The sequence below is a fragment of the Leptolyngbya sp. UWPOB_LEPTO1 genome (assembly GCF_017302695.1).
In the GTDB taxonomy this organism is placed as follows: Bacteria; Cyanobacteriota; Cyanobacteriia; order Leptolyngbyales; family Leptolyngbyaceae; genus Leptolyngbya; species Leptolyngbya boryana.
In genome coordinates this window covers 110932-135436 of record NZ_JAFLCJ010000001.1, presented here as the reverse complement: position 1 = coordinate 135436, position 24505 = coordinate 110932, and the positions used below count along the sequence as shown (strand labels likewise).

The window sequence follows — 24505 nt, the reverse complement described above, 5'->3', positions numbered from 1 at the left end:
CTACCCCTGATAGCGTTTGATTAATTCCAAAATTTGCCGTTCCTTAAATCCCTGCGCCAAGCGTCGAAGCTGAACGACGAACGGTTCCCATTCGGGGTTTTGTTGCTCTAGATGAGTAGCTTGCTCAAGAATTCCTTTGAGATCGCCCATGCGGGCAAGATCGAAGAGTGTATTGAGTTCGGCATGAGGTGGAGCAACAATTGGGTCTAAAGCATTTTCAGAGACAGTATGCTCTCTAGAAGTCTCAATTTCAGCTTCATAGTGCCACTCTAAATCGAGATGGGTTTGAAGTTGTGCGAGCAGTTCGGTTTCTCGAATTGGCTTGGCAATAAAGCCATTGCACCCTGAATCATGACTGGCTTGCTGATCGTATCCAAAAACACTAGCAGATGTCGCAATGACGATCGTATCTCGTAAATCTGGAGATTGCCGAATTTGGCGCACTGCCTCGAATCCGTCCATCACGGGCATCACCAGATCGAGCAAGATCGCATCGGGTTTGTTCTGATAGGCTTCACGAAGTGCGACTTGACCGTTTTCGGCTTCGATGACGTTAAATCCTAGCGGTTCTAGCAGATGAACGAGAACTGATCGGTTCGCCGCTTGATCATCGACGACAAGAACGCTGCGAGGTCTGCCTGCATAGCCAACTACGGCACGTGGAGAAGCAGCGCTCGGATCGGCACTCCGCGATCGTGCTTCTACTTCTGGCAGAACTAAGTCAAACCAGAATGTGCTACCTTTTCCGAGCGTACTGTTCACATGAATCTCCGAACCCATGATTTTCAGGAGTTGACTGCTAATCGAAAGCCCTAATCCGGTGCCTTCCGTTTTACGATCGGATTCTCCCACCTGTTGAAATGGCGAAAAAATCGCTTCTAACTGCTCTGGCGCAATGCCAATCCCGGTATCTTGTATCTCAAAGCGAACTTTTGTATTTTCAATGCACCCTACTTGAAATAAAACGCTGCCAACTTCGGTGAATTTGACCGCATTTCCTAAAATATTAAGTAAAATTTGCCGCAAGCGTTTTTCATCTGCATAAACATATTGAGGCAAGGGCAATCGCGGTTGATAAATCAAGGTGATCTGTCTTTGTTCGGCGCGAATTTGGCAGATATCCGCGATCGCTTCGAGAAAGGATGGAAAATGAAACTTCTGAGGGACAAGCTCCATTTTCTCGGCTTCAATTTTAGATAAATCGAGTAAATCGTTGATCAGCGTCAGCAGATGCTCTCCACATTGATGAATGATGCCGACTCCTTTTTTCTGAAACTCGTTGAGACTTCGATCTTTTTCTAAAATCTGCGCGTAGCCGAGAATGCCATTGAGCGGGGTGCGGATCTCATGGCTCATATTCGCTAAAAATTCGCTTTTCGCACGGGTTGCTGATTCTGCAAGTTCGCGCGCGGTTTGCATCGCGAGTTCTGCCTGCTTGCGCTCGGTAATGTTGTCGAGTACCCAGAGGCGACCAGGCACATCTCGACCATCGGTTGGTGTACTTGAAAGGCTTAATACGATCGGCTGCGGATCACTCAAAAACCAGTGCCAGTCTCGAATTTTTGCGCCAGGTTGTGTGAATAGCTCGGCTGCTTGGGCGGCAATTTCAGCTTGATTGTCTGCTTTCAGGCGCAGAGCAACCATTGCTTGCGCGATCGCGCTCGGCTCAACTGCACCATGCGCTAGATTCAGATACTTGGCTGCGGTGTGATTGATCCATCCCTGTTCGCCACTTTCATCGATAAAGACAATGCCTTGAGGAATTGTTTCTAACATGGCTTCAAATCGCGCTTGGAGTTGATCAAAGCGCAGCGTTAGATCTTGAAACCTAAGCAGATTGCCTAGTCCGCTCCGCAAAGAGTCGAGAAATTGTTGCAGCGATCGAGAGGGATTTATCCGCTGATGCCACAGGAGCACAATTGCTCCCTGTACGTTCTCAACCTGCTGTAACGGTAAGACAGCGATTGATCGAACGCCTTGCGCTAGGAGAGCAGGTGAGGCTTGCGGGGTCGAAGCATAGTCTGAGTAGTGCAGACATTGATTTTGGCTGAGTGCTTCTGCAAACAACATTGGCGTTGTCAGTCGATCCGGTAGGATATTATGCGGTAATGCAGCTAGTGCTTCAGCGGTGACTTCATCTAACTGGCGGAGCGCGATCGCGCCTGTTGCACCCGTAATTTTTTTGAGCGCAGTTAATGCCTGCTGAATCGCGTGTTCTGGTGTGAGGGCAGTTTCATCTTGAATGAGCGATGCCAGCATGGCTTGAGATGCCTGCTGCCATTCTTGTCGTAACAGATAGACTCTCACTCCAGATCCCAAGAGACCTACAATTCCTAATGCGATCGCAGATCGGATGGGAATGTCGCGGTTTAACAAAGCGACAAAACCGAGTCCGCTCATCCACTGCGATCGCGGACATACAACGCAAAGTGCAAACAAAACCGGAGCGACCAGCCACACTAGAGGCGCTTGTATCAGCACTCCTAACCCTAACTCTGCCAACATCAGCATGAAAATCAACGGCGCAAACGTGGGTAGCCAATCAGGATGTTGATTAGCGCAAAACGCAACTGGATCAGAATCGAAGCGATTTAAACGATAAAACATTCTGCAAGTGTTCGAGTTACCACGGCAGGTGCACTCAGATGAGGAAGATGCCCCTCAGCATCAATATTGATTAGCGTAGCCTGAGAAATTTTATCTGCCATGTATCGCCCAACTTGTGGCGGTACCGCGATATCATTGTTTGACTGAAGAATTGTTGTTGGGACTGTGAGCTTAGGAAGATCGGCGCGGTGATCCGATTGAAAAATCACTCGCGCAACAGCTTGTGCTACATCAGGACGAATCGCAGAGAGGGTTTTTGCAAACTCGCCTGCTAACTCCGGGCGCTCTGGGTTTCTCATGGCTAAGGGTGCAAAACCTCCAGCCCAGGCATAGTAGTTGGCTGACATCGACGCATACAAGGCATCGAGATCTGACTGCTCAAATCCGCCAATGTAATTCGTTGCCGGATCGTTAAGATACCGAGGAGAGGCACTGATAAACAATAACTGCCGAAACCGAGCCGGATCAAGCAGCGCAGCCAGCAATCCCACCATGCCACTCACAGAATGTCCGACAAAAATGACATCTGTTAACTGAAGTTCTGCTAACAGTTCAAGCACATCTTCAGCATAACTGTACAAAGACCGATAGCGACGCGGACTATACGCATTCATATCGGATTGACCTGCACCAATGTGATCAAACAACAGAATGCGGTAAAACGGTGTAAACGCTTCAACTTGGTGCCGCCATGCGGTTTGATCGCTGCCAAACCCATGTGCAAGCACTAGGATTTGCTCGCCCTGACCGACCACTTGAGCATGATGGCGATTGAGAACTCGACTCAGCATCTGCAAGCCCCTCTACCGGGATCTTTCTATACCCATCATGACATTGCTTATCAACTCTGTTTACCAAGCTTAGTATTACTCAATATTCGGGAGGAAAGACGGAGCCACAGCCCGTCCGCTGCTAATTCTTCTGATTGGGCTAAAATTATTAGTAATTAGTCCGTAGAATAAACCTCGACATACTTTAGCGATCGTCATTTTGAACCAGCAATTGCCCTGGGTGAATGCCGAACTCGTTATCGCGTTTACAGGTCTAGGGTTGAATCCCAAAGGTATAGAGTGTAAATCTGCTTTGTTGCTGTAGATAGAGATATCGCTTTCAGATCGTTATTATGCTAATTGGTGTTCAATGAAACTGAATTTGTTCAGTTTCATTGAACTAGGCGCTTTACTAAGGGGTGAGTGAGCTTGCTAGCTCAGTCGTTCTCATAGCGGGCATTAGGGCTAGGGGGAAGTATGACGATCGTGAAACCTGTGATCATCGTGCATGGGGGAGCCAAAACGATTTCAGAGAATGATGTGGCAGCGAATCAAGCGGGATGTCGAGCAGCAATTGAAGCGGGTTGGGCAGTCCTCATTCAAGGGGGAAGTGCAGCAGGAGCAGTTGAGGCAGCAATCCGGGTCTTGGAATCTGACCAAACGTTTAATGCAGGGTTTGGCGCAACTTTAAACAGTGAAGGCGAGGTTGAAGTTGATGCGGCGATGATGGAAGGAGCAACGTTAGGTTGGGGAGCAGTTGCCGCAGTGCAAGGAGTTCGTCATCCCATTGTAGTAGCTCGCAAAATTATGGAGGAGAAACCGCGATTGCTAGTTGCCCGCAGTGGAGAACGTTTTGCCCGCAATCATGCTGTTGAGATTTGTGCTAAAGAAGCCCTGGTGAGTGAGGAACAGTACCAGGAGTGGAAAGAAGAGATCGAAGTTTTGGATCGTCCGAATACGGTCGGTTGTGTTGCACTTGATGCCGATGGAAATCTAGTGGCGGGGACTTCCACGGGTGGAACGACAGGACAACCTCAAGGGCGCGTTGGGGATACTGCATTAGTTGGCTGTGGCTTATATGCAGACAATCAACTGGGAGCCTGCTCGACAACGGGTGATGGTGAGTCGATTATTCCAGTAGTACTCGCCAAAACAGCGATCGATGCGTTAAAAGACAAACATCCTGATGCAGCTGCACAATGGGCGATCGAGACGCTAATCAGTCGAGTCGAGGGAGAAGCTGGATGTATTTTAATCGATCGCCAAGGGCGCATCGGTTGGGCACACAATTCTCCTGACATGGCAGTTGCTTATATGAGCGAGGATTTAGTACAACCTGCCATTTTTACCCGTAAGGATCAAACTCTCGTTCAATCGTTGTAAAACCTGTCTAATGTTTTGTGATGTCTTCTCCAAGTCCCTTTCCATTTTTTCAAGGCAATTCGCTGTCTGACTTATTTGCTCAGGATATTCAAGTCGATCGCGATGCCCTCATTTTGAACTATCCTGCTACGGCAAGTTGGGCAGCTTATCCAAATACGCAGCAATACTTTTTGCAAGATGGGAGTAGTGAAGCGACTAAAACTTCGTTTGATAAAATTTGCCAGAAGGAACCTTGGAAAAATTTAGCAGTTCTAGGGGATACGCTACCTGGGATTGTGATTGTTCCGCCTCCATCTCTGCTTGTTCAGTACTGGCGCGATCAGTTTGATTTTCAGGATCAGCAGTTAAAGATGATGGATTGTTCGACGTACTTGGATGATCTCAATGAGAGTGATCAGTACGATCGCATAATCACTTTATTTCCGTTTGACCGATTACGACCCGAAAAGCACGCGATTCACCCAGACACCCATTACTACTTGCTGAGTAAAGTAACCCTTGCCGAGTTGGGAGTGCCTTGCCCGAACTATCAAACCTATCATTTAGCTCAAACGAGCCTTGATCAAATTAGCCTGCCAGCCCAATTTCCTTATTTGATTAAAACCTCACATGGTCTTTCAGGTGAGGGAACTTATATCATTCGTAATGATAGTGATCTGAACTATTGCTTACACGAACTGAAGAAGTATCTCAAGATCAATCTACTCCAAACGATTGTGGTCTCAGAGTTCATTCAGCATGAGGTGCATAATTACTGCGTTCAATTTTATGTCAATCAACAAGGCAACATTTCCCTGATTGGTGTAACTCAGCAATTGGTTAGCTCTACAGGGGACTATCTGGGTGGTTTGATTGACTATCACAATGATTTGAGCCAGTTCTTTGAAATCATTGAGGCAGTAGGGAACTATGCTCACAAACAAGGATATTTTGGGGTGATTGGTGTAGATATCTTGGAAGATAGAGACGGACAACTCTATGCGATCGATGCTAATTTTCGGATTAACGGGTCTACTCCTTTGTGTCTTCAGCGCCATGAACTCTTGAATTTAGATAAAGCGATCGCGAAATACGCTAGCAGTTACCGCATGGAAGGAACGCTCGATTCTATCTTGACGGAGTTGAAACGAGAGCTAGAGCGGAAAGATTTTTTGATCCTCTCAGCACTAGAGAAAGTGAAGTACGGCAAAATTTATACTGAGATTTATGGCATTGTGACAGGAGCAACGCGAGAAGAGATGCGGCAAATTGAACAACACCTGCATGATAAAGGATTGACATTAGCAGGTTAAGGCATAGATTCTGCATGATTTGTTCAGTGAAGTAGGTCGCTCTTTGAATTCCAGAGACAATGCGTATTACATGCGCGCTTTTTCTTTAATTTACAGGCTAAACTGAGAGAGACTACTCTAATCGTCATTTTGAGAAAAATTGATGGCTAAAGCGACCGAGGTTTCATCAAATTTAGTGATTGTGGGCTTTCATGCACTCTCTGAGCCATTGCGTGTTCAAGTGCTAGATTTGCTGCGCGATCGCGAACTTTGCGTTTGTGATCTGTGTGAAGCTTTAAGCGTCACCCAATCAAAGCTTTCTTTTCATCTTAAAACATTGAAAGAAGCTCAGTTGGTCAAGTCTCGGCAAGAAGGACGTTGGATTTATTACAGTTTGAATTTGCCACAGTTCGTTGTCCTCGAACAGTACCTCGCTGAATTTCGCCGTTTCAGCCCAATCTTACCCGCTCGAAGCTGTCGCGACTCGGAATAATCCATCAAGTTTTTTACAATTCTTAAGCAGAATGTTTTGTAGCACACTTGAGCAAATCAAATTTATTTGAAATGATTGAGCTGTTAATTATTGAAGCATCAATGAGCTTCATTATGAAAATGCAGACCTCAACTCTCTTCAAGTTTTTGCTAGGGACTGGATTTGTCATGACGGCTGGATTAGTTGGCTGTACCTCCTCGAATCAGGCAACTGACTCTAATCCATCCCAGTCTTCTACTCCTGTAAGAGCAGATGTGCCAAACCCAGTTGTGCCGACTTACTCTGGGATTAAAATCGATGGATCGAGCACAGTTTACCCAGTTTCGGAGGTCGCTGCGAAAGAGTATCGCAAAGAAAAAGGGGACAAAGCGGGTGCGATCGACGTTAAGTTCTCTGGCACAAGCAGCGGCTTCAAAAAATTCTGTGCTGGTGAAATCGATATCAACAATGCTTCTCGCCCGATTCTTAAAGAAGAAATCGAGGCTTGTGGAAAAACAGGAGTGCGTTTCTATGAGCTACCGATCGCGTTTGATGCCCTTACCCTGGTGGTTAATCCGCAAAATACTTGGGCAAAAGATATTACGGTTGCCGAACTGAAGAAGATTTGGGAACCTGCTGCTCAAGGCAAAATTACGAACTGGAACCAGGTTCGCGCCTCCTACCCAAACCAACCACTCAAACTATATGGTGCAGGCAAAGAGTCTGGAACATTCAACTATTTCAATGAAGTCACGACCGGAAAGCCAAATGAGAGCCGAACAGATTACACTGCCAGCGAAGATGACAATGAGTTAGTCGCAGGAGTCCTAAAAGATCCCAATGCTCTAGGCTACTTTGGGCTTTCGTACTATGAAGCCAAGCAAAATGAACTTAAAGCCCTTGCTGTTGATTATGAAGGTCGTGGTGCAGTTTTACCCTCACGCGAAACGGTTGAGAAAGCGCAGTATCGCCCGTTCTCTCGTCCCTTATTTATCTACGTCAACATTACTGCTGCACAGCGTAAACCGGAACTGCAAGCGTTTGTAACATACTACCTCGACAATGCTAAACGGTTTGTCACCCAGGTCGGATACATTCCACTACCGGATGAAGGCTACCGATTGACGAACCTGCACTTCTATCAAGGCAAGGTAGGAACAGTATTTGATGGGGTTCCTCAGCCTGATTTGACGATTAGTGAACTCCTTCGTAAACAAGCTGTATTTTAGGAATCGCGTTGAGCAAGATTGCGATCGATACGTCGCGAAGTCGTCACAACTCTGGAAAATCAAAACAAGTTTTTTAGATTTGATTTATCTAAAATAGCCCTGAATTGAAGTATTGCATTAGAATAACTCTAACGTTATTCTAATTTAAGTTGAAATGAAGCAGTAGCTTTAAGGTGAGGCACATGGTTGTACGAGTTGGAATCAATGGTTTTGGTCGGATTGGACGGCTCGATTTCCGTGCTGCTTGGGGTTGGTCGGAATTTGAATTTGTTCACATCAACGAAGTCAAAGGCGGAGCGGAAACTGCCGCTCATTTACTCAAATTTGATTCAGTGCATGGGCGATGGGCACCCGATGTCGAAGCTGGAAGCGATCGAATTCTCATTGATGGACAGCCTGTGACCTTCAGCGAATATGCGAAACCCGGTGAAGTCTCTTGGGAAGATTACGGCGTTGATATCGTGCTGGAATGTTCAGGTAAGTTTCGCACTCCTGAAACACTTGATCCCTACTTCAAGCGCGGAGTGAAAAAGGTGATTGTCGCGGCTCCCGTCAAACAAGGAGCGCTCAATATTGTCATGGGAATCAATGACCATCTTTATCAGTCGGATGAGCATCACCTCCTAACTGCCGCATCTTGTACGACCAATTGCCTTGCGCCTGTAGTGAAAGTGATTCATGAGGGGCTAGGCATCAAGCATGGAATCATTACAACGATTCACGACAATACCAACACTCAAACGATCGTTGATGCTCCCCATAAAGATTTGCGTCGTGCGAGAGCCACAAGCTTATCCCTCATTCCAACAACTACAGGATCAGCAACCGCGATCGGGCTAATCTATCCGGAACTCAATGGTAAGTTGAATGGTTTAGCAGTGCGAGTTCCCTTGCTCAATGCCTCGCTGACAGATTGCGTGTTTGAAGTCGCGCGATCGACCAGTGTTGAAGAGGTGAACCAATTGCTCAAAACAGCCTCGGAAACTTCGTTAAACGGCATTTTGGGATACGAAGAACGTCCGTTGGTGTCGATCGACTATAAAGATGATCCGCGATCGTCGATTATTGATGCCCTCTCCACAATGGTTGTCGATGAAACCCAGGTAAAAATTTTGGCTTGGTATGACAACGAATGGGGCTACTCGAATCGTATGGTCGAACTGGCTCGAAAAGTTGCATTGAGTTTGAATTAACCCTTTTATCATTGCCCTATGTCATCTACAACGGCTCATAATGCCAACCTAAAAAACTACATCCTCGTGACGCTTGCTTATTGGGGATTTACAATCACTGATGGCGCATTGAGATTGTTAGTTCTGCTCTATTTTTACGAGATTGGTTACTCGCCGTTGCAAGTTGCATTTCTCTTTCTGTTTTATGAAGTGTTTGGAGTTGTGACTAATTTCTTCGGAGGTTGGATCGGCTCTCAACTTGGGTTAAAAGTGACGCTCTATGCAGGAATCGGGTTGCAGATCTTTGCATTGGTGATGTTGTCATTTCTCGATCGTAACTGGGCGCAATGGTTTGCAGTTGGATATGTGATGGTCTCTCAAGCCTTTTCTGGCATTGCAAAAGATCTGACGAAAATGAGTTCTAAGAGTGCGATCCGATTGGTTGTGCCCCAAGATGCACAGTCTTCATTGTTCAAATGGGTTGCAATTCTCACTGGATCAAAGAATGCGCTCAAAGGATTCGGATTCTTTCTAGGTGCTGCGCTACTTGCATCGATCGGCTTTGTCAATTCGCTGTGGTGGATGGCAGGTGGATTGTTTGTATTGATGTTCACTGGATTGATGTTGCCGAAAGGTATGGGCAAAATCAAAGCCAAGGTGAAATTTACACAACTGTTTTCTAAGAGTCGCGAAATCAATATCTTGTCAGCCGCAAGATTTTTTCTCTTTGGTTCTCGGGATGTTTGGTTTGTTGTTGGCTTACCTGTGTTCTTACGTGGAGTACTCGGCTGGTCATTCTACCAAGTCGGTAGCTTCATGGCGCTCTGGGTCATTGGCTACGGAATTGTTCAATCCTCTGCCCCTGCGTTAATTCAGCGATTTGGGTCGGGTCGTCCGCCCTCGACGAGTACGATTCGATTTTGGACGGTTACTTTGACGATCGTACCTGCCTTAATCGCGATCGCGCTTGCTGTTGGGGTCGATCCAAACTCTGCGATCGTCGGTGGCTTACTGATTTTTGGTGTTGTCTTTGCGTTCAATTCAGCCGTACATTCTTACTTGGTTCTCGCGTATACGGATGATGATAAAGTCGCCCTGAATGTCGGGTTTTACTATATGGCAAACTCTGGAGGACGATTGGCAGGAACCGTTTTATCAGGGCTAATCTATCAAAGCTTTGGGCTGATCGGCTGCTTGTGGACTTCAGCCGCATTTGTTGTTGCTGCTGCACTGATTTCTCTCAAATTGCCAACCCCAAAGCCGAGTAAAGCGATCGCTTGGAAAGCAAAAGACGGAGACTAATGCGATGAGCCTCAATCCTCGATCGACGAATACTGTTCCCGTACAAGCTGGCAGTGCATTGAGCTTCTTTGAGAAATATCTAACTCTTTGGGTCTTTTTGTGCATTGGTATCGGCATTGTGCTAGGAAGACTGTTTCCGGAGATTGCAACAACGCTAGATGCAATGAGCCTTTATCAGGTATCAATTCCGATCGCGGTTTGCTTGTTTTTCATGATGTATCCCATCATGGTGAAGATCGACTTCTCACAAGCTAAGCAAGCCGTTCGCGCTCCGACTCCTGTGATTTTAACCCTAGTCGCGAACTGGCTCATTAAGCCGTTTACGATGGTTGCTTTTGCTCAAGGATTTTTAGGAGGAGTGTTTCGTCCTTTGCTGACTGGAACTGAGGTGATCAGAGGCAGCGAAGTGACGTTAGCGAATTCGTACATTGCTGGAACGATTCTGTTGGGAATTGCGCCATGTACTGCAATGGTGCTGATGTGGGGTTACTTATCCTATAGCAATCAAGGTCATACCTTAGTGATGGTTGCGGTAAATTCACTTGTGATGTTGTTTCTGTATGCACCTTTGGGGCGTTGGTTATTGGCAGCAAATGATCTAGCTGTTCCATGGGAAACGATCGCGCTTTCCGTTGCCATTTATGTTGGTTTGCCATTAATTGCTGGGATTTACTCGCGCCACTGGATTTTGAAACACAAAGGGCGAGCGTGGTTTGAGCAAAAGTTTTTGAAGTACCTGAACCCGATCGCAATTTCAGCCCTACTGATCACCTTGATTCTGCTGTTCGCGTTTAAGGGAGAATTAATTGTTAGCAATCCCCTACACATCTTGCTGATTGCAGTCCCACTCTTTTTGCAAACCAATTTTATTTTTCTGATTTCATATGTTGCTGCTCTGAAACTTCGATTGCCTTATGAAGATGCAGCTCCCGTTGCACTGATTGGAGCAAGCAATCATTTTGAAGTTGCGATCGCCACCGCTGTTGTTTTGTTTGGCTTAAATTCTGGAGCCGCCCTAGCAACCGTTGTCGGGGTATTGATCGAAGTCCCAGTGATGCTGATGCTGATAGAAGTCTGTAAACGCACTGCCTTTTGGTTTCCGCGCCAGCCTGAAAAAGCAACCTTACCCGATCCGCGTTGTATCTCGTCTCGCCACTGAACCGCATTGCGTCTCAGTTTCTGCTCAAAATCCACATTCTCTGTTGTCTTTAAAGTGTCCTTTGAGACATCGGCTCTCTTAAAATATAGAGTACAGCGCATTCCGACCACCACTTATCCATGAGCTAAAGTAGTCGGAGCGCTAGTACCTTACAGGCTAACTGGGAAGAATTCGAACTGAATTCATTCAGTTCTGAATTTACCGATGACCCAACCATTTTGCTGCGATCGCACCAAAGGCAGCACCGACAACCGGATTACTCAGGAATTTCACCAATGCAGGTTGATCGGCTAACACATCATGAAAAATATCCGGGTGATTGTGATACACAAAGGCAGCCAGTTTACTGACATCATCTGCACTCATGCGACTTGGATGATGGGTCGATAGTCCAAGTTGCTTTTCTAAATCGCGATCGTGAATGCCGCGTTTCTTAAGATGGCTGAAAAATTCTCGCGCCACATCATCTCGCTCATTGGGTTTGATTTGCGCAATCGCTTTTTGCAGTTCGGGTTCCATCTGGCTTGAGGGCACCTGATTTGGATTGAAAGAACGGCTAAAGATCTGATGACGTTCATCTCTTGTCGATCGTTGAGCAAAATCATCAAAATTTTGATAGTTCTGTGAAGTGCTTTCTTCGTCAATGCTCTCGGTATTTCCACCCGCCAAATCTTGCATGACTTGGCGCTTATAAGCGTCACTACTCGACATGATCATTTCTCCTAGTCAAATCACTAAATACTGTAGATACGTTACTAACTTGCAGACTGATATTGAATCTTGTTGGACTGTTGATCATACTGAGCCGTCAGAATCAACTGCTTGTCCGGGGCATAAACTAAGACCGTGAGATCTTGATTGGGAAAGTTTTTATGAAATCCTTGCGTCAGCGATCGAGTCAGATCTTTGACTTCGGTCGGACGCACCTGTGAAGAAATCACAACCCCTAATTTATTGTTGTCGCGCACGTAGGCATCTTTGATCAAACCTTTGCTGGTCGTCACAACCCAGTTGCCAAAATCTTGTCCTACTCCTGAATTGCCGCGTTCAAGCTGGCTATAACTGCGGGTAATGGGTGCAGAAACATTGGTTGGAGGTGCTTTAGCAGTTGCAGCACTACATGCAGTGGTAAATAGCACAACGAAAACGAGCGCAATGGTTGCGAGAACCTTGCGACTGTGTTGAAAAACGTTCACGGTATCCTCCTGAGTAATAAGTGGATATCGAAGTCATGCGGACAAAACTCTGGGTGAAGAATCTGTCTGCAAAATCTTTCCGAATGGTGGAGATCTGGACAACTTTCCTAATGAAGTGCCATAGGGCATGTCCTAACTTCTAAAGTAAATGCTCTACTTTTGCTTAAGAGTAAAGATGTTGCTCAGCTGATTTCACCTGTCTGAGGTTGCAAGTCAGTCTACCTCTTGGGGTTTTTCTACGAGGCAATTAATGATTCAGTTTATGTCTAACAATCGATAGATGAGTATGAAAAATCTTCGACCTACTGTATGAAGTAAATCCCCTGCGCTTAAAGCGATATGGTTTAGTCATGAACCCATTAAAGCTTCGTTTAGAAGAATGTTCGGCATTCGGAATTTTAGTTTTAAATTATCTCGAAAAAAATCCTCAGACTAATATGAGCCAACTTGCGAGAGATGTGAACATTTCAAGAGCAGGACTTGGCTGGATTTGCCGCAAAGAAAGCAATCCTGATGAACGCACAGCAAATCGCATTGCTCGGATTATTGGAGTGGATCTGACTGAAGTTGCACGGCTGGTTCACGAAAATAAAATCGAGAAACTTGCGAGGCGCAGTGCTCTTGAGTATGCCACGAAATTTAGTAAAGATTCAGTTCACATCGTGATTCCTCAAGAAGATGCGATCGCTGGATTGAATGCGATCGTCCAAGCATTTCATACCGTGACTCGAAGTGTGCCAGAGATCGAAAAACCGACAGACTTCCAGATTTACAAACAAGCTTATGAAATTGTGAAGCGGCAGTTTTTAGCTCGAAATATTCCTAGAAAGCAGAAGACAACGATTTAATTGACTATTAAGTTTGCGCAATCCTGCCCTGACATTGACCCATCCCAATCTTGACGTACCCCTTTTCTTCACAATAGCCCTGAAGCGTAACTTCATCTCCTTCGACTAGAAACGATCGCACTTCTCCCGTTGGAAGCGTGATCGGCTGTGTTCCTCGTTGCGTGAGTTCTAACAAGCAGCCTTGAGTCCCTGTTTCATTGCCTGAAATTGTTCCGCTAGCAAATAAATCTCCAGGGCGAAGATTGCAGCCATTACTCGCATGATGGGTGAGCATTTGTGCCACTGTCCAATACATATGTTGGAAGTTGCTCTGACTTAGACGCAAGGGGGCGATGCTCTCTTGACGCATTTTTGCAGAAGACAACATGACTTCTAGTTTTATGGAAATCCCACCTGTACTTTGATTAGAAGATGACATGAGATAAGGCAGAATTGGCGGATCATCGACTGACCTTGTAAATGCAGTGCCTCGAAATGGAGCAAGAGCTTCCATCGTCACAACCCAGGGAGAGAGTGTAGTGGCAAAGCTTTTAGACAGAAAAGGACCAAGGGGCTGGTATTCCCAAGCTTGAATGTCCCGCGCCGACCAATCATTTACAAGGCATAAGCCGAATAAGTGGTCTTCTGCTTGATCGATCGAGATGGTGTCTCCTAAGTCATTTCCTTTTCCCACAAAGCAACCGACTTCAAGCTCATAGTCCAACATTTGAGTCGGGGCCAATGTCGGAGTTGAGCGATTTGCTGGTTTCTGCTGACCGTGGGGACGTTTGATTGAAGTGCCAGTTGGAACAATGGATGATGCTCGTCCGTGATACGCGATCGGGACATATTTATAGTTCGGCAGTAGGGGATTGTCGGGGCGAAATAGCTTACCCACATTGGTTGCGTGAAAAATAGAAGCGTAGAAATCTGTGTAATCGCCGATCGTGGCAGGCAAAAGCAATTGTGCGTCTGACATCGAAACAAGGATTCTGCTATCGGGTGCTTGTCCGACACGAAGTAATTGGCTGAGATGATGGCGCAGGCGTAACGAGGCTGGCTTCCCCATCGCCATCAATGAGTTTAAGGTCGAAGCACAGCAGGCAGCTTGCAGAGCTTCTGGTAGTTCCTCAAGTCGCCCAAGTTTCTGGCAAGCCATGAGATCGAGAATTTGATCGCCGATCGCAACGCCAATATGCGGTGTTTCAGAACGATGTTGGGCTTGAAATATTCCAAAAGGAAGATTCTGAATTGGGAAATCAGTGTCGGCTTGATTTGCAGAGTGAACCCAACTCCGCAAATTTGGATCGTGAGTGAAATCAATCGCGCAGGTCATAAAAGTTTCAAGTTATAAAGGTCATGAATTGGTTCTTCAAAAGAACAAGAACCGACCGATCGAAAGAATTGCTGTCGAGAATACTCGATCGCTGATCTTGGAAGCGAGAACTCATGCCAGCCAATTTCGATATCGCTCAGTTGGAATGCATCGATCGACGACTCCTCAAGGATTGCCACAACTTCATTCAGTGGGATAGCTTGTTGATAGGTAAAAGCTGAAGCGATCGCAACATTCAAAAAGCCGTGCATTGTTGTAGAAGTTCTGTTCAAAGCATCAGTGAAGCAATGACCTCGTATGGCATGATGTAATCCAGCCGTTACCTTGAAGGGAATTCTAGCATTTGCTAAGGATAAGATGCGTTGTCCCAGTTGCGTACTATTAGGAAATGCATCGCTCGTGACACCACCTGTTCGCAACTTTGCGCCTGCTCCGATTTGGTGCAGAATATCTAGATAGGGTTCTAAATCAACATTAAACGGAATTTCAAAAAAAGTATCTACTTCAGTCGGTATTTCTAGCCTGATTGACTGAATCTCAATAGGTGAGAGTGGGGCAAATTCTAAGGCACGAATACGAATAGAAGGCTCTATTTTAGTGAGTTGATATATCTGCTCTAAGTCTGAGCGACAGTTTCTAGACACAATCACGCTTAATGAGCAGGGCTGAGATGAAGCGGCATTCTCAGAAGGTAAAAGCTTGATGAACTCTAGAAGGCGAGCGGCAGGCAAGACGAAGCGATCAAGCATCCAACAATGTGGAGAAGCGTGAGCACGATCGTAAATATTTATTGCTTCAGGTAGGCTTAGCTGTGCAGGGGGAAAGAGTCCGGCATAGTCTATAATCCGTGTGAGAAGTTGTTTGAGCGACGTTAACACTCGGTGATACCTCCTTTAATCAGCAACTTGAAGATTTGATGTATGTCTTCAGCATTCTCTTAAATCTATCCTTGTGATTAGCAATTCTGAAAAGTTAAATCTATAATCTAATTATGGCTTCTCAGATTGGTTCTAGTAACTGATTTTGAGAAGCCTCAGGAACTCTATCCTAAACAGCGCTTCAAACCCGTTGGGTAGCTATCTATCAGATTCACAAATTTTCACAACTTCTTCTTGATTCTTGCTAGCTACTTTAGGCGTCACTGGTTCTTGACCTCATTGACTGTTAAAGTTCTTTGCATTGTTCCGCCTGTCACTTCCAATCACAGGCAAGTGAAGCGAAGGGGCTTTCAGGCGTTTTGTCTGCTTCTCTACAGGGCTTGTATGTAAGAGTAAGGCTCTTGATGCATTCTTCTCGGCTGAGAGGGGCTAATTTTATTTACCTTTCCTCTACTAAGGAGGAACCTAATGGCTGAGTTATTTTCTATTTTATGTTTTGATCACCTTGAGTTTTATGTCGGCAACGCAAGGCAGGCAGCAAGTTTTTATGAAACGTTCTTTCAATTCACAAACATAGCGTATCGGGGCTTAGAAACAGGGAGTCGCAAAGTTGCTTCGTATGTCATGCAGCAAGGCGCAATTCGATTAGTTCTCAGTACAGCGCTGAATTCTGATCATCCGATTGCTCAGAGTGTGTTGAAGCACGGCGATCATGTCGCTGTGATTGCTGTGCAGGTTCCCAACGTGACAGACGCTTATCAACACGTAACTGCGCGAGGAGCGATCGCTGCAATACCGCCAACTCTTGCAGAAGATGAAACAGGAATTCTGCACTATGCAGCGATTCACATCTATGGAGATGTCCTTCTCAAGTTTGTCGATCGACAGAACTATCGAGGCATTTTTGCACCCCAGTTTCAAGCTCGACATTCAGCGCTACCAAATCATGACGCAGGGCTTCAAACCATTGATCATATTGTTGGCAATGTTGAACAAGGTGAAATGGAACATTGGGTGAATTTTTTTGCTGACACAATGGGCTTTCAGTTGTTGGTTGGCTTTGATGATGCAGCGATTTCGACTGAGTATTCAGCATTGATGTCGAAAGTGGTGCAAGATGGCTCTGGCAAGATTAAACTCCCGATTAATGAACCTGCTTTAAGAAAGGGAAAATCGCAGATTCAGGAGTATTTGGAATTTCATCAAGGGGCGGGAGTGCAGCATATTGCTTACTCAACTCACAACATTGTAGAGACGGTTACAAAACTCAAACAGTCAGGCGTTGAGTTTCTGAATGTCCCACGCTCCTACTACGAAGATTTAGAAACACGAGTTGGCAAGATTAATGAATCGATTGATCGTCTAGCAGAACTCGGAATTTTAGTCGATCGCGATCAGGAGGGTTATTTACTCCAAATATTTACACAGCCTGTTGAAGACCGTCCGACTTTGTTCTTTGAAATCATTGAGCGTCATGGTGCTCAAAGCTTTGGTGAAGGCAATTTCAAAGCTTTATTTGAGGCGATCGAACGTGAACAAGCCCTGCGAGGAAATCTCTAGGCAGAAGTTAGAACTCACGGTATCCAGCAATGACGTACTATTATCGGCTCGGTACAATTCCCCACAAGCGACATACCCAATTTCGTGCGTCAAATGGTTCACTCTATCACGAAGAATTGATGGGGATTCGCGGCTTTACGGGTATTCAATCGCTGCTCTATCATTTGTACCCGCCAACGCAAGTTTATAAGGTGTTTCTGGAGCAAACGATCGCGCTTGAGTTTGAAGAGGTTGGGGCACTGCGTCATCGCCATTTGCGGACTCAGAAAGCATTGAGTAAAGGAGATGCGATCGCATCTCGCATTCCTCTGATGGCAAATGGAGAGGTCTGTATTTCAGTCGCACAACCGACAGAGCCAATGTCGTATTGGTATCGATTTGCTCATGGGGATGAAGTCATCTTTATTCATGAAGGGAGTGGTTTACTAGAAAGCCAGTACGGTGAACTGCACTATCATCCGGGCGATTATTTGGTGATTCCAACTGGAGTTATCTGGCGAATTCTGCCGGATAGTAGTACGGCTCAGCGCATGTTAGTCATCGAAGCTCAGGGACATATTGAGCCGCCTGCTCGGTATCTGAATCGATATGGGCAATTTCTGGAACATGCACCTTACAGTGAACGAGATTTGCGCCCACCCGAAACCTTAACTCCTCACGATGAGATGGGTGAGTTTGAAGTGCGAGTTAAGGCGCGCGATCGCATTACGACCTATCTTTATCATCATCATCCGCTCGATGTGACAGGTTGGGATGGCTATCTTTATCCTTATGCTTTTAACATTGCTGATTTTGAACCCGTGACTGGGCGAATTCATCAACCACCGCCTGTACATCAAACCTTTGAAGCGCCGGGGTTTGTCATTTGTTCGTTTGTTCCTCGGTTGTTTGACTACCATCCGCTTGCCATTCCTGCGCCCTACAATCATTCCAATGTCGATTCGGATGAAGTGCTCTACTACGTTGAGGGCAATTTTATGTCTCGTAAGGGGATTGAGCGATCGTCGATGACAGTACATCCGAACGGCATTCCGCATGGACCACATCCCGGGATGTACGAAGGCTCGATCGGTAAAGAGCGCACGGATGAACTTGCTGTCATGATCGATACGTTTCGTCCGCTAAAACTGACTCGACAAGCAGTGGAGCTAGAAGATATGCAATATCCCTACAGTTGGGCTGCTTGAGGGCAATCTCAGGTTCGTTTCATAGCCAGGTTTGTTTCACAAGAAGGACACTCTCTCTATGTCTCCGGTTCTCACTACTCTCTCGACACATTTATCGATCTCCGATCGAATTCAGGAGCGCTTGCATCAGGGGAAATTAACTCAACAACAAGTTGATGACTTTCAGGACTTTCTTCAACAAGTTGAGTGCGACTTTTTGCGGCATCCGATTATCACAGATAACGCTTATACACGCTGGTTTCAAGCAGGCAAAGCCACAGATGAGCAATTACGGTATTTTATTCGTCAGTTCTCTGTGTTCTCGAATCAATTTCTGATTGCAGCATTGTTGAAAGTCATTAACTCTCCAACGCTTCAACAATCACGAGCAAGCCGCGAGGTTTTACTAAATGAGCTAGGTGTGATTTATCGCAAGTTGCAAGGGACAGACAATGCTCAAACCGTTAAAACAGAGGAGGAAAAAGATCGAGAAGGTGATCCTGAAGTGGTCAGCACAGAAGGAACGGTTGATGGTGGAATCTGTCGCTTTCGGGCTGCTCATTTTGAATGGTTAGCAACGGTTGCAGAAGGAATTGGCTTGCACTATGAGGAGATTGGGCAACGTAAGCACGGTAGCCCTGCCACACTACATTTCTGTGATGAATTGCAACGGCTCTATGGCAGTGATGATCCGAATGTAGCGGAGGGTGCTAGCTTTGCAGTTGAGAATTGGGCAGCAGCAGGGTTCTGGCAAGAGCTAGAAGATGGGCTGACGCGCATCAAGCAAACTCGGCATCCCTCTCTGCATTTAGCATTCTTTACTTGGCATAATCGTGTGGAAGCTCAACATGCAGAACATACGTTAGAGGAACTCGAAGCCGTGTACTTCAAGCCAGAGTTCGATCGCACTAAATTCATTCAGGGAGGACAACAAATTCTAGATGCGATCGCTGTTTTTTGGAATGGGTTAGAGCACGATCGCACTCATTGAGAGGAAGCAACAATGCACCAAGAACTCTCTCCTGTCTGGGTTCCATCAATCGAACAAATTCAGGCAACGAATATTGCAGCACTGATGCAGGATTTGAAGATTCACACCTATGCAGATCTGCATTCTTGGTCAATTCGAGATCGTGCAGCTTTCTGGGATGTGATGATTCAACGGCTTGGAATTCGTTTTCAGGAGCCGTATACGCAGATTGTTGACTTATCGCAGGGTGTAGAATTTCCACAATGGCTTGTGAATGCTCGATTAAATATTGTTGAAAGCTGTTTTCAAGCTAGTGAAGATAAAACCGCGATCGTGTTTCAATCAGAAGGCGGTTCGCTGCACACTTGGACTTACAATCAATTACTGTCTCTTACGAATCGGGTTGCGAATAGCTTAGTCAAATTAGGATTTCAACTCGGTGATGCAATTGCGATCGCGATGCCGATGACTGCTGAATCTGTCGCAATTTACTTAGGAATTATCAAAGCGGGTTGTGTTGTTGTGTCGATCGCGGATAGTTTTGCAGCAGTTGAAATTGCGACTCGATTACATATCGCGAACACTAAAGCAATTTTTACTCAGGACTTCATTTGTCGGGGTGGAAAGCAGTTACCGCTTTATAGCAAGATTATTGCAGCGAAGGCTCCAAAAGCGATCGTACTTTCTCAACGTCCAGCTTCAACGGTTGAATTGCGATCTTGCGACTTAACTTGGAGTGATTTTCTCAGTCCGAATGAGATCTTTGATGCGGTTCCTATGTCTCCCACAGCCCATATTAATATCCTGTTTTCTTCTGGCACAACCGGAGAGCCTAAAGCCATTCCCTGGACACAAACAACCCCGATCAAATGTGCAGTCGATGGGCATTTGCACCAAGATATTCATCCGAGCGATGTCGTTGCTTGGTCAACCAATTTAGGCTGGATGATGGGACCTTGGCTGATCTTTGCAAGCTTGATGAACCGAGCTACGATCTCGCTTTATGATGGCGCACCGACGACGCGAGAATATGGTCAATTTATCCAAGCTGCTCAGGTTACTATCTTGGGTGTTGTACCGAGTTTAGTCCGAGTTTGGAAAACGACGAATTGTATGCAGGGATTGAATTGGAGCGCGATTAAAGCTTTTAGTTCGACAGGCGAATGCTCGAATCCTCAAGATATGCAGTATTTAATGTCTCTTGCAAGCAATAAGCCAGTCATTGAATACTGTGGTGGGACTGAAATTGGTGGAGCTTACATCACGGGCACTCTGGTTCAGCCTTGTATTCCAGCAACTTTTACAACACCTGCGCTAGGCTTAGATTTTACAATTCTAGATGCTGATGGTCATTCCGCAGATGAAGGAGAAGCTTTTATCATTCCACCTTCGATCGGGCTGTCTACAGAGTTGTTGAATAAAGACCATCATCAGATCTATTTTGCTGATGGTCTTGATCAATCGTCTTTGCGTCGGCATGGGGATTATCTGAAGCGATTGCCGAATGGTTACTATCAGATGGGCGGTCGGGCGGACGACACCATGAATTTGGGTGGAATTAAAATCAGTTCAGCAGAGATTGAACAAGTGCTAAACACGGTTGTAGGCATTCGTGAAACCGCAGCGATTAGCACTCCATACTATTCTCAAGGCATTCCAACTTCTGAAGGTGGGCCGAGCCAGCTTGTTGTGTATGCCGTTGTTGAGCCGAACTTACAGAAAACACAAGCAGAACTCAAAGCAGTGTTACAAACAGCGATCGCTCAACGCCTCAATCCGTTATTCAAAATTTGCGACTTGGTGATCGTAGAAGCTTTGCCTCGCACTTCATCGAATAAAGTCATGCGGCGAGTTCTGCGCGATCAATTCAACACAATTCATTCAAAGAGGTGTACCGCATGGAACTTGCAGAACGCATGAGTCGATTAGGAACAGAATCTGCTTTTGATGTTTTTGCCAAAGCACAACGGCTAGAAGCTCAAGGACGATCGATTATTCATCTAGAAATTGGGCAACCCGACTTCCCTACGCCATTTCCGATTTGTGAAGCAGCATTCCGGGCGATGAAAGATGGCTATACGGGCTATACTCCGGCAGCGGGATTGCTCGCATTGCGAGAAGCGATCGCTGAACATATTTCAACCACCAGAAATGTTGAAATTCATCCAGACGAAGTTGTGGTTACGCCTGGAGCTAAGCCGATTATCTTCTTTACGCTCATGGCGTTAGTCAATGAAGGTGATGAAGTGATTTACCCGGATCCAGGCTTTCCAATTTATCAATCGGTGATCAATTTTGTCGGTGCTAGAGGAATTCCTTTACCACTCCGCGAAGATGTTGGGTTTCGCTTTCATTTAGATGATTTGATCAATGCAATTTCCGATCGAACTCGCTTACTCATTCTCAATTCTCCTCAAAATCCCACAGGGGGATTATTGCAAGCTGAAGATTTAGCAGCGATCGCAGAACTTGCCGATCGACATAATTTTTATGTTCTCTCTGATGAAATCTATTCTCGAATTCTTTATGAAGGTAAACATATTAGCCTGATTCAATTTCCTGGGATGAAAGCTCGTACTATTCTACTCGATGGTTATTCTAAAACTTATGCAATGACAGGATGGCGACTCGGCTATGGTGTAATTCCCAAACATCTTGTTGAGGGAATCGTTCGTCTGATGATTAATTGCAACTCTTGTACTTGCGCCTTTACTCAGATGGCTGGTATCGAGGCACTTCGAGGCTCACAAGATTTTGTCAATCAAATGGTCGCTGAGTTCAAGCACCGACGAGATACGATCGTCGATGGTTTAAACACGATCGAAGGAATTCATTGCCTCAAGCCTGCGGGTGCATTCTATGTCTTTCCAAATGTGAAAGATTTACCTTTGCCGTGCAATGAACTAGCAGATTACTTTCTCAATGAAGCAGGCGTTTCACTCCTAGCAGGCACAGCCTTTGGTAAATTTGGCGATGGCTATCTCAGAATTTCTTATGCAAATTCATTAGAAAATCTTCAAGTCGCGATCGACCGAATGCGCGCAGCAGTCATGAAATTGTAACTCTTTGCATTCAAGGCTTTTAGCGTCTCTAGTCATCCTACATCGTTCGTAAAAGGGGGAGTAAAGGATATGTCCCCTATTCCCCCAACTTGCAAGACCTTACAAATCAAGCTGTATCTGCTCACGCTACGACACTCGGCTGAGCGACATCATGCAGCGTATGCAGCAAGCGCTGAATTTCTTCTATCGTGTTGTAGTGAGTGCAGCCAATTCGCACCAGTCCTCCACTGTTCTCAATGCCGAGCCGTTGAGTGAGATTCAGAGCATAGAAGTTTCCATTCCAGGCAAAAATACCGCGATCGCCTAATATTTTTGCAATTTCAGCAGGAGAATAGCCAGCAATACGAAGTCCGAATGTCGGCGTACGCCAGTTCAATTGCGATCGCTCCGTGATGCCGTAGAGCGTCACTCCAGGAATTTCGAGCAAATGAGGAATCAAATATTCAGACAGCGATCGCTCATGGTTCTGAATTGCTTGCATTGCAGCAGCAAGGGCACTCCGCCGATTGGTAACGATCGGTGAAACGTGTCTCCCTAACTCAGCTAAATACTCGATCGTGGCTACAACTCCCGCAAGTCCCTCAAAGTTTTGTGTTCCTGTTTCCCATCGAAATGGAACTTCTTCAGGAGCAGGGCGAGGCTTGTAAGGCTGTAGACGAGCTAAATGCTCTCGTTTGCCGTAGAGAATGCCAACATGCGGCCCAAAAAACTTATAGGCAGAGCAAACGAGGAAATCACAGTCTAGCGATCGAACATCAATCAACCCATGAGGTGCATAGTGAACTGCATCAACAAACACCCACGCTCCTACAGCATGAGCGAGTTGAACTGCTCTTTTAACATCATTGATCGTACCAACTGCGTTTGAGGCATAGCTGATCGCGACTAGCTTTGTGCGTTCCGTGATCTGATGTTCTAAATCCAGCATATCCAGAGTGCAGTCGCTCTCATGAATATCAACTGTGCGAACCATCACACCTCGTTCTTGAAGTGCTAACCAAGGCGCGACATTGGCATCGTGATCAAGCGTTGTCACAACAATCTCATCCCCAGGCTGCAATTCTCGACCAATTGATCGACTGATTGCAAACGTCAGCGTCGTCATGTTGGCTCCAAACACAACTTCATCACGATCGCAGCCCAGAAAATCCGCAACGGCTGACCGTGTTTGTTCGACTAAAGCCTCAGTTCGTGCGCTGGTCGCAAAAGCTCCGTGCAAATTAGAATTCGACGTAGTGAAGTAGTTCGCGATCGCATCAATTACTCCCTGCGGAACTTGAGTCCCGCCAGGTCCATCCAAAAATGCGACTGGATACCCATTCATTTCTTGACGCAGAGCGGGGAATTGGGCGCGAATCCAGTCTAGATCAAAAATAGTCATAGGACGCTCCAAACTCAATTCTCATCAGGCGGGAATAGCCCTGGGCAGGTTAAAACAAACACATCTCTAGTCCCTTGCTCATCTGTAAGCACATTGACTGGGGATGTGTAGTGAAAGTATTGAGCATCCCTAAAGACGAGAAGTTCTCCTGGATTTAAGACTTTGGTAAATGCTGGAAGCTTGTCGTCTTTTGATTGATAAAGATGAGTTTCACCCCCCTCGATTTTGTTGCGATCGACTGAGAAAATGCCAACCACATCGACCCCATCTCGATGGATTCCCTCTGGTGCCGGATTCCCAGATTGGTGAGGAGATGCAGTGGTGCGAATCTGATGAACTCCAATCTCTTGGGAAGTCGAACACAGTTGGCAAAACTGGAAAAACTCCCAAACCAATCGTTGAAACTCTTCTAGCTGAATTAACTCATCATCTAGCTCAGAATACTCTCGAACTACGTCGCCTAATAATGGATTGTATTGCCTGCTCTGGAATAACCGACGGTGAGGTAACTTGATTAATCGATCTCCTACAATCTTGAAGTGAGAGAGCCGCCTAAATCGATAGTTACCTTCTAAGTAGGGATCTTTTGGAAGATGAGCGAACGATGGTCGGAACTTATCAACTTCGATCGCGGTTAACATCTCTAAAACATAACTAGCCAGACAATCCGCCTCTGGCTTAATGAATTCTTGTAGTTTAGATAGATTTAGCATTTGATTTTCTCATTTCAGTCAAACGAGTAGCTCCATCAATTGACTGGTTGT

General features: G+C 45.8%; 21 protein-coding genes. 13 read left to right on the top strand and 8 right to left on the bottom strand.

Annotated elements, in window-relative coordinates:
- Both J0L70_RS00605 and J0L70_RS00600 read right to left on the bottom strand, forming a co-directional pair.
- The gene (locus J0L70_RS00605; protein WP_287452670.1) at positions 1 to 2607 is read right to left on the bottom strand and encodes an ATP-binding protein; all 2607 of its coding nucleotides are present in this window, start codon (positions 2605 to 2607) and stop codon (positions 1 to 3) included.
- Positions 2592 to 3398, bottom strand: coding sequence for an alpha/beta fold hydrolase (locus J0L70_RS00600; protein ID WP_017290672.1), 807 nt, complete (start codon positions 3396 to 3398; stop codon positions 2592 to 2594). The genes J0L70_RS00605 and J0L70_RS00600 overlap by 16 nt, the downstream gene beginning before the upstream one ends.
- Before the next feature lie 456 nt (positions 3399 to 3854).
- On the opposite strand from J0L70_RS00600, the gene J0L70_RS00595 reads away from it, so the two are divergent.
- The 7 genes from J0L70_RS00595 to arsB all read left to right on the top strand — a co-directional run bounded on the left by J0L70_RS00595 (position 3855) and on the right by arsB (position 11365).
- Complete coding sequence (locus J0L70_RS00595) at positions 3855 to 4760, top strand: isoaspartyl peptidase/L-asparaginase family protein (protein ID WP_287452668.1); 906 nt, start codon at positions 3855 to 3857, stop codon at positions 4758 to 4760.
- A gap of 20 nt (positions 4761 to 4780) precedes the next feature.
- Positions 4781 to 6052 (top strand): ATP-grasp domain-containing protein, encoded by a 1272-nt coding sequence (locus J0L70_RS00590; protein WP_287452667.1) that lies wholly within the window; start codon positions 4781 to 4783, stop codon positions 6050 to 6052.
- Between the two features lie 142 nt (positions 6053 to 6194).
- Positions 6195 to 6524 carry an ArsR/SmtB family transcription factor gene (locus tag J0L70_RS00585; protein ID WP_017290675.1) on the top strand — a complete coding sequence of 110 codons (330 nt, stop codon included), beginning with the start codon at positions 6195 to 6197 and terminating at the stop codon, positions 6522 to 6524.
- 71 nt (positions 6525 to 6595) lie between these two features.
- Complete coding sequence (locus J0L70_RS00580; RefSeq protein ID WP_287452665.1) at positions 6596 to 7732, top strand: PstS family phosphate ABC transporter substrate-binding protein; 1137 nt, start codon at positions 6596 to 6598, stop codon at positions 7730 to 7732.
- A gap of 182 nt (positions 7733 to 7914) precedes the next feature.
- Positions 7915 to 8925 (top strand): ArsJ-associated glyceraldehyde-3-phosphate dehydrogenase, encoded by a 1011-nt coding sequence (locus J0L70_RS00575; protein WP_287452664.1) that lies wholly within the window; start codon positions 7915 to 7917, stop codon positions 8923 to 8925.
- An 18-nt stretch (positions 8926 to 8943) separates the two neighbouring features.
- The gene (gene arsJ / locus J0L70_RS00570; protein WP_190651779.1) at positions 8944 to 10206 is read left to right on the top strand and encodes an organoarsenical effux MFS transporter ArsJ; all 1263 of its coding nucleotides are present in this window, start codon (positions 8944 to 8946) and stop codon (positions 10204 to 10206) included.
- Between the two features lie 4 nt (positions 10207 to 10210).
- A complete protein-coding gene (arsB, locus tag J0L70_RS00565; protein ID WP_190651780.1) occupies positions 10211 to 11365 on the top strand; it encodes an ACR3 family arsenite efflux transporter in 1155 nt (384 codons plus the stop codon).
- A gap of 198 nt (positions 11366 to 11563) precedes the next feature.
- Here the strand turns inward: arsB and J0L70_RS00560 are convergent, their stop codons facing one another.
- Together J0L70_RS00560 and J0L70_RS00555 are read right to left on the bottom strand one after the other, a co-directional pair.
- Complete coding sequence (locus J0L70_RS00560) at positions 11564 to 12076, bottom strand: hypothetical protein (protein ID WP_190651782.1); 513 nt, start codon at positions 12074 to 12076, stop codon at positions 11564 to 11566.
- 44 nt (positions 12077 to 12120) lie between these two features.
- A complete protein-coding gene (locus J0L70_RS00555) occupies positions 12121 to 12561 on the bottom strand; it encodes a hypothetical protein (protein WP_017290680.1) in 441 nt (146 codons plus the stop codon).
- 350 nt (positions 12562 to 12911) lie between these two features.
- Here J0L70_RS00555 and J0L70_RS00550 point away from each other — a divergent pair, with 350 nt between their 5' ends.
- Positions 12912 to 13409, top strand: coding sequence for a helix-turn-helix domain-containing protein (locus J0L70_RS00550; RefSeq protein ID WP_017290681.1), 498 nt, complete (start codon positions 12912 to 12914; stop codon positions 13407 to 13409).
- A 7-nt stretch (positions 13410 to 13416) separates the two neighbouring features.
- Here the strand turns inward: J0L70_RS00550 and fahA are convergent, their stop codons facing one another.
- Positions 13417 to 14724, bottom strand: a complete 1308-nt coding sequence (fahA, locus tag J0L70_RS00545) for a fumarylacetoacetase (RefSeq protein WP_287452662.1) — start codon at positions 14722 to 14724, stop codon at positions 13417 to 13419.
- Positions 14721 to 15602, bottom strand: a complete 882-nt coding sequence (locus J0L70_RS00540; RefSeq protein ID WP_287452661.1) for a hypothetical protein — start codon at positions 15600 to 15602, stop codon at positions 14721 to 14723. Before J0L70_RS00540 ends, fahA begins: the two co-directional genes overlap by 4 nt.
- Positions 15603 to 16070: 468 nt before the next feature.
- On the opposite strand from J0L70_RS00540, the gene hppD reads away from it, so the two are divergent.
- The 5 genes from hppD to J0L70_RS00515 are packed head-to-tail and all read left to right on the top strand — an operon-like array spanning position 16071 to position 22360.
- On the top strand, positions 16071 to 17162 hold the full coding sequence (hppD, locus tag J0L70_RS00535) for a 4-hydroxyphenylpyruvate dioxygenase (protein WP_287452660.1): 1092 nt from the start codon (positions 16071 to 16073) through the stop codon (positions 17160 to 17162).
- A gap of 29 nt (positions 17163 to 17191) precedes the next feature.
- On the top strand, positions 17192 to 18349 hold the full coding sequence (locus J0L70_RS00530) for a homogentisate 1,2-dioxygenase (protein ID WP_287452658.1): 1158 nt from the start codon (positions 17192 to 17194) through the stop codon (positions 18347 to 18349).
- A gap of 58 nt (positions 18350 to 18407) precedes the next feature.
- Complete coding sequence (locus J0L70_RS00525; protein ID WP_017290686.1) at positions 18408 to 19319, top strand: DUF3865 domain-containing protein; 912 nt, start codon at positions 18408 to 18410, stop codon at positions 19317 to 19319.
- A gap of 12 nt (positions 19320 to 19331) precedes the next feature.
- Positions 19332 to 21218, top strand: a complete 1887-nt coding sequence (locus J0L70_RS00520) for an AMP-binding protein (RefSeq protein ID WP_287452656.1) — start codon at positions 19332 to 19334, stop codon at positions 21216 to 21218.
- A complete protein-coding gene (locus J0L70_RS00515; RefSeq protein ID WP_287452655.1) occupies positions 21197 to 22360 on the top strand; it encodes a pyridoxal phosphate-dependent aminotransferase in 1164 nt (387 codons plus the stop codon). Before J0L70_RS00520 ends, J0L70_RS00515 begins: the two co-directional genes overlap by 22 nt.
- A 121-nt stretch (positions 22361 to 22481) precedes the next feature.
- Here the strand turns inward: J0L70_RS00515 and J0L70_RS00510 are convergent, their stop codons facing one another.
- Positions 22482 to 23741 carry a cysteine desulfurase-like protein gene (locus J0L70_RS00510; RefSeq protein ID WP_287452654.1) on the bottom strand — a complete coding sequence of 420 codons (1260 nt, stop codon included), beginning with the start codon at positions 23739 to 23741 and terminating at the stop codon, positions 22482 to 22484.
- A gap of 14 nt (positions 23742 to 23755) precedes the next feature.
- A complete protein-coding gene (locus tag J0L70_RS00505) occupies positions 23756 to 24454 on the bottom strand; it encodes a 2OG-Fe dioxygenase family protein (protein ID WP_268180188.1) in 699 nt (232 codons plus the stop codon).
- Between the last annotated feature and the right edge of the window lie 51 nt (positions 24455 to 24505).

Excerpts from the sequence above, each read along its gene's own strand:
- J0L70_RS00550 (WP_017290681.1), top strand. The coding sequence starts at position 12,912 with ATGAACCCATTAAAGCTTCGTTTAGAAGAATGTTCGGCATTCGGAATT.
- arsJ (WP_190651779.1), top strand. The coding sequence starts at position 8,944 with ATGTCATCTACAACGGCTCATAATGCCAACCTAAAAAACTACATCCTC.
- J0L70_RS00595 (WP_287452668.1), top strand. The coding sequence starts at position 3,855 with ATGACGATCGTGAAACCTGTGATCATCGTGCATGGGGGAGCCAAAACG.
- fahA (WP_287452662.1), bottom strand. The coding sequence starts at position 14,724 with ATGACCTGCGCGATTGATTTCACTCACGATCCAAATTTGCGGAGTTGG.
- J0L70_RS00530 (WP_287452658.1), top strand. The coding sequence starts at position 17,192 with ATGACGTACTATTATCGGCTCGGTACAATTCCCCACAAGCGACATACC.
- J0L70_RS00605 (WP_287452670.1), bottom strand. The coding sequence starts at position 2,607 with ATGTTTTATCGTTTAAATCGCTTCGATTCTGATCCAGTTGCGTTTTGC.
- J0L70_RS00600 (WP_017290672.1), bottom strand. The coding sequence starts at position 3,398 with ATGCTGAGTCGAGTTCTCAATCGCCATCATGCTCAAGTGGTCGGTCAG.
- arsB (WP_190651780.1), top strand. The coding sequence starts at position 10,211 with ATGAGCCTCAATCCTCGATCGACGAATACTGTTCCCGTACAAGCTGGC.
- J0L70_RS00520 (WP_287452656.1), top strand. The coding sequence starts at position 19,332 with ATGCACCAAGAACTCTCTCCTGTCTGGGTTCCATCAATCGAACAAATT.
- J0L70_RS00525 (WP_017290686.1), top strand. The coding sequence starts at position 18,408 with ATGTCTCCGGTTCTCACTACTCTCTCGACACATTTATCGATCTCCGAT.
- J0L70_RS00505 (WP_268180188.1), bottom strand. The coding sequence starts at position 24,454 with ATGCTAAATCTATCTAAACTACAAGAATTCATTAAGCCAGAGGCGGAT.
- J0L70_RS00515 (WP_287452655.1), top strand. The coding sequence starts at position 21,197 with ATGGAACTTGCAGAACGCATGAGTCGATTAGGAACAGAATCTGCTTTT.
- hppD (WP_287452660.1), top strand. The coding sequence starts at position 16,071 with ATGGCTGAGTTATTTTCTATTTTATGTTTTGATCACCTTGAGTTTTAT.
- J0L70_RS00510 (WP_287452654.1), bottom strand. The coding sequence starts at position 23,741 with ATGACTATTTTTGATCTAGACTGGATTCGCGCCCAATTCCCCGCTCTG.
- J0L70_RS00575 (WP_287452664.1), top strand. The coding sequence starts at position 7,915 with ATGGTTGTACGAGTTGGAATCAATGGTTTTGGTCGGATTGGACGGCTC.
- J0L70_RS00560 (WP_190651782.1), bottom strand. The coding sequence starts at position 12,076 with ATGTCGAGTAGTGACGCTTATAAGCGCCAAGTCATGCAAGATTTGGCG.
- J0L70_RS00580 (WP_287452665.1), top strand. The coding sequence starts at position 6,596 with ATGATTGAGCTGTTAATTATTGAAGCATCAATGAGCTTCATTATGAAA.
- J0L70_RS00590 (WP_287452667.1), top strand. The coding sequence starts at position 4,781 with ATGTCTTCTCCAAGTCCCTTTCCATTTTTTCAAGGCAATTCGCTGTCT.
- J0L70_RS00585 (WP_017290675.1), top strand. The coding sequence starts at position 6,195 with ATGGCTAAAGCGACCGAGGTTTCATCAAATTTAGTGATTGTGGGCTTT.